The 4,554-nt window shown below is 42.7% G+C and carries 3 protein-coding genes; 1 reads left to right on the plus strand and 2 read right to left on the minus strand.

Features of this window, described 5'->3' with window-relative positions:
- Positions 1–581: 581 nt before the first annotated feature.
- Complete coding sequence (locus CALSC_RS24285; protein ID WP_088243797.1) at positions 582–1,595, plus strand: type I glyceraldehyde-3-phosphate dehydrogenase; 1,014 nt, start codon at positions 582–584, stop codon at positions 1,593–1,595.
- Positions 1,596–1,968: 373 nt separating this feature from the next.
- Here the strand turns inward: CALSC_RS24285 and thiL are convergent, their stop codons facing one another.
- Complete coding sequence (gene thiL / locus CALSC_RS24290; RefSeq protein ID WP_088243796.1) at positions 1,969–3,006, minus strand: thiamine-phosphate kinase; 1,038 nt, start codon at positions 3,004–3,006, stop codon at positions 1,969–1,971.
- Between the two features lie 182 nt (positions 3,007–3,188).
- Entirely contained in the window at positions 3,189–4,316 is a 1,128-nt protein-coding gene (locus CALSC_RS24295) for a peptidylprolyl isomerase (protein WP_200817739.1), read from the minus strand.
- Positions 4,317–4,554: the final 238 nt, after the last annotated feature.

Below are 4,554 nucleotides of genomic sequence, written 5' to 3' on the forward strand. Positions count from 1 at the left end.
TTTACAGAGCAGTCCCAACCAGAAAATATTTCCCTATGTCTTAACACCCCAAACTTGTTGACTGGAGGTCTTCGACCTTCAAATTAGAAGGAAGTCCCGATGAAAAATTTTTCACCATCTAAGTAAGGATGAAAATAACTCTTCCCTATCCCCCAACCCCTAACACCTAACCCCTAATTTTCAAGTCAGAAGGAGTTGCTTCTAATGTTTCCATCAAATACAAGCCTCGCTATAATTACAACTCATTGATTGCATGAGAAAAATTTAACTTTAAATAAGTAAACTAATTTGATATCCCCTTACCATATATCAGCAACTATTGCATACCTCTTTAGTAATATTTTTGTCAAGTCTAAGTTATGATTATTTTTCCCATATTCAATTAAATTGTGATTAAGTTTTGACAGGGCATGGGTGTTTACCATATAAAAACCACAGGGTTTACAAAGATATTTCCGCAACAAAATCTTTGTTTTTTTTTCAGATTTAACACTTGATAGTTATAAATACCCCCTATTTGCGATATGATTGGGGTCATCAATAATATTTTTTTAGGCATAATAAGCAGAGGGCAAGACGCTGTGGTTAGAGTTGCAATCAACGGTTTCGGGCGCATTGGACGTAACTTTATGCGCTGCTGGCTAGGCAGAGAAAATAGCAATTTAGATGTTGTTGCTATTAATGACACATCAGATCCTAAAACAAACGCTCTCCTGCTCAAGTATGATTCCATGCTAGGGAAGTTAAAGGATGCTGATATTCAAGCCGACGAAAACTCAATCATTGTTAACGGTAAGACGATTAAGTGTGTATCCGATCGCAATCCAGAAAACTTGCCCTGGAAAGAGTGGGACATTGACTTGATTATCGAATCAACAGGGGTTTTTACTAGTGAGGAAGGAGCACTTAAGCACGTTAAGGCTGGGGCTAAAAAGGTATTAATTACTGCTCCTGGAAAGGGTGGTAATGTTGGTACCTTTGTAATGGGTGTAAATGATGAGGATTACGATCCTAGCAAATACCAGGTTGTAAGTAATGCTAGTTGTACGACCAATTGTTTAGCACCTGTGGCTAAGGTCTTGCACGAAAAATTCGGCATTATCAAAGGAACTATGACTACCACCCACAGCTACACTGGTGATCAACGTTTGTTAGATGCTTCTCACAGAGATCCTCGTCGCGCTCGTGCAGCAGCGATTAACATCGTTCCTACTACTACTGGTGCAGCAAAAGCGGTAGCATTGGTTATACCTGATTTGAAGGGCAAACTCGATGGTGTAGCTTTGCGGGTACCTACCCCCAATGTTTCTATGGTGGATTTTGTCATCCAGACTGAAAAGTCTACTATTACTGAAGAGGTTAACCAAGCATTAAAAGACGCATCAGAAAAACAGCTCAAGGGTATTCTTGACTATTGCGACTTACCTTTAGTTTCATCAGATCACCAAGGTACTGATGCTTCTTCTATTGTTGATGCTAGCTTAACTAAGGTTATGGGCGGTGACATGGTGAAGGTTATGGCTTGGTATGACAATGAGTGGGGTTATAGCCAGAGAGTGGTTGACTTGGCAGAACTAGTTGCTGAAAAATGGTAATTAGTTAGAAGCACTCCCACAAAGGGAAACTCACGAAGAAGCAGGGGAGCAGGGGAATGTGACTCTTTTAATCCCTTCACTCTACGGAAGGACTCACAGGTCTAGACTTTTTACAATTGGGTGTTGGTAAGACTTGGAGGACAACCCCCCTATAATCCCCAAGGGGATAGGGAAAGTAGACAAGGGAGGAAAACCGAACCCAAAAAGTACGGTTACCAATAATACAAACAGGTTCAAAAGCCTATTTGTTCGTTGAACAATCTTCCTTGTCTGCCTGTCTTCTAATCTCCCAAGTCTAGCCTCAACTGAAATGTTAAAAACCTACCATTGTGAGATTCCCCCCTGCTCCTTCCCCTATTTTTCTTGTTCAAAACTAAAAATGTTGAAATCCTTGGTCAAGAGTTAATACTTGATCGGGGTATTTTTGCTGGGATTGATTTGTAGAGTGTAAACCCTCCGGCTTATCCCTTTGGGTGTGGCGCAATATAACTGTTGAGCCATCTGTAATTGTACCTATAATTGCAGCATCTTGATCTAATCTTTGTACTAGTTCGTAGGCTAGCTTTGGTGATAAACACAATACTAGTTGAAAATCTTCTCCCCCGTAGAGAACATATTCCCAGATTTTTTCTTCACTCAACCAATTGGGGAAAGCTGGAGGTAAGGGGATATTTTGCCTTTCTATAACTGCACCCACACCACTTTGACTGCAAATTTGTTGGACTGCGTCTGCTAAACCATCACTGCTATCCATCCCGGCTACGGAAAATTGGGATTCAGGAGCGAAAATTTCACGCAGGTGAGGGAGAACATCTAATCTGGGCTGAGGACGCTGGTGGGAGGCGATTAAAGACTGTTTATCCGTACTGGTAAGGTGATTACCCATTTCTGGGTTGAGGAGCAGTTCTAAGCCCCCACGGGAGGCTCCATGAATTCCCGTAGCCACGATCGCATCACCCACCCTGGCGCGATCGCGGCGAATCACCTGTTGGGGGTATACTTGACCAAAGGCGGTTATCGCTAGGGAAATTACCGGCGATCGCACCACATCACCACCGACAATGGGGGTATGATACTGTTGTAAGCACGCGGTCATTCCCTGGTATAAATTTTCTACCCAACTTACCTCTAAGTCACCAGGTATTCCTAAACCGACAGTAATACCCAAGGGGGAAGCGCCCATAGCTGCTAAGTCTGATAAATTAGCCGCCGCAGCCCGCCAACCGCTATCAAAAGGAGTAGTGGTGATATTACTGAAATGTACATTATTAATTAATACATCAGTTGTGACCACTAACGAGCGATCGGGCGTAGTGGTTAAAACTGCTGCATCATCTCCCACAACATCGGATGGGCAATATTTTTGAATTATTTTTAATAATTTATGTTCGCCAATTTCCGCTACTTTCATAGTTTTTGTGAGTAGCTAAAAATACAAATAATGGGGAATGGGGAATGGGGAATGGGGAATGGGGAGTCGGGAGTCGGGAGTCGGGAGTTGGGAGTTGGGAATGGGGGTAGGCTTTTTACAATTAGGTGTTGGTTAGATAAGGGTGGGCACTGCACACCTTACTGCCCACCTTACCCTTGCTACTAAGTAGTTTTGGGTTCTACAAAATTTTCCATACCTTGAACCACCTTCCCTGAGACAATTTTGTCACCAGCCTCGATTTTACCCAATACTTCCTTGCCTTTAGTCACATAACCAAACACAGAGTAACGCCCATCCAAAATATTACGTCCGGCGGGAGTTAACTCCGAGTCAAATAATAAAAAGAAAAATTGTGAAGAAGCATTATTAACATCCACTTCCGAGCGAGCCATAGCCACCGCACCGTAAGCAGAGAAAGGTAATATTGGTAACTCAGTGTAAAGACCAAGTTCTTCAAAGGTAACACCATAGAGGGGTTCCTCATCCCCTTCCACCAAAATTTCTAAAGGAATAGAACGATATTGATTGGTTTTGGGATCTATAAATCCAAATTCTTTCCCTGGAGGATCTCCCGTTTGTACCACATAGGATTCTTCTGCACGGGTAAATTCCAAACCATCATAGAAACCCCGTTTTACCAAATCCACAAAATTACCAGCAGTAATTGGGGCACTATAGCCGTCTACTATCATGGTAATATTGCCCTTATTGGTTTCTAAGTCAATTGTGGCACGTCCCTTAAGTTGGGCTAAATTACTATATTCTTCTGGTACTTCAAAGGGGAATTTTTCCACCATCAACTCTTCCAACTCACCCACAACGTTGAGTATTTGAGAGCGTTCCTGCAAAATCTTCTCTTTATCCTTAGTACTGACAATTTCTTGTAAGCCAGTCACCCCATCTTTCAACTTAGCAATCAAAGTTTCTGCTTGAGCTTGGCGTTGTTCTGGTACACCTTCTAAAATCTTCGCTGGCTTATCCAACACCCGTAATGCTTTGCTCACATCCTTAGACACAGCACTCCAACGGCGATTAGCCCGCATTTGGTTGGATATATCTTCTAAATCCCCTTGTAAATCGCGTACAGGCTGATTATCAATGGGCAGAGCATAACGCAATAAAGCCTTACCATCAGTGATAGCATTGCCAGCAGGTAGTCCAGCATAACTTGGGAGAGTCCACCCAACCGTACCTGTGGCTAAAAATAAGATTACCAGCAGTAGTGAAATTACGCTGTTGTGTAAACAGGATTTTATTAACTTGAACATGAGATAGCTCAAATGCAGCATTAATTTTTGTCTGGGCGAACCCATCAATTATCTTCCCACAGTAGTGCTGCGCCTCATTCAAAATATTTCCTCCAGAAACGCTGCACTGCTTCTTGCAGGGGATCAGGGAGCAGGGTGCAGGGGGCAGGGTGTAGGGTGCAGGGTGCAGGGGGTAGTAAAGAAAGTAGTTCGAGTCGATGAAATTGGAGAATTATGGCACTACGCTTTTAGGTTAGGACATTGTTGAAGGCTGAAACCT

This window comes from Calothrix rhizosoleniae SC01, from assembly GCF_900185595.1.
GTDB classification, from domain to species: domain Bacteria; phylum Cyanobacteriota; class Cyanobacteriia; order Cyanobacteriales; family Nostocaceae; genus Calothrix_A; species Calothrix_A rhizosoleniae.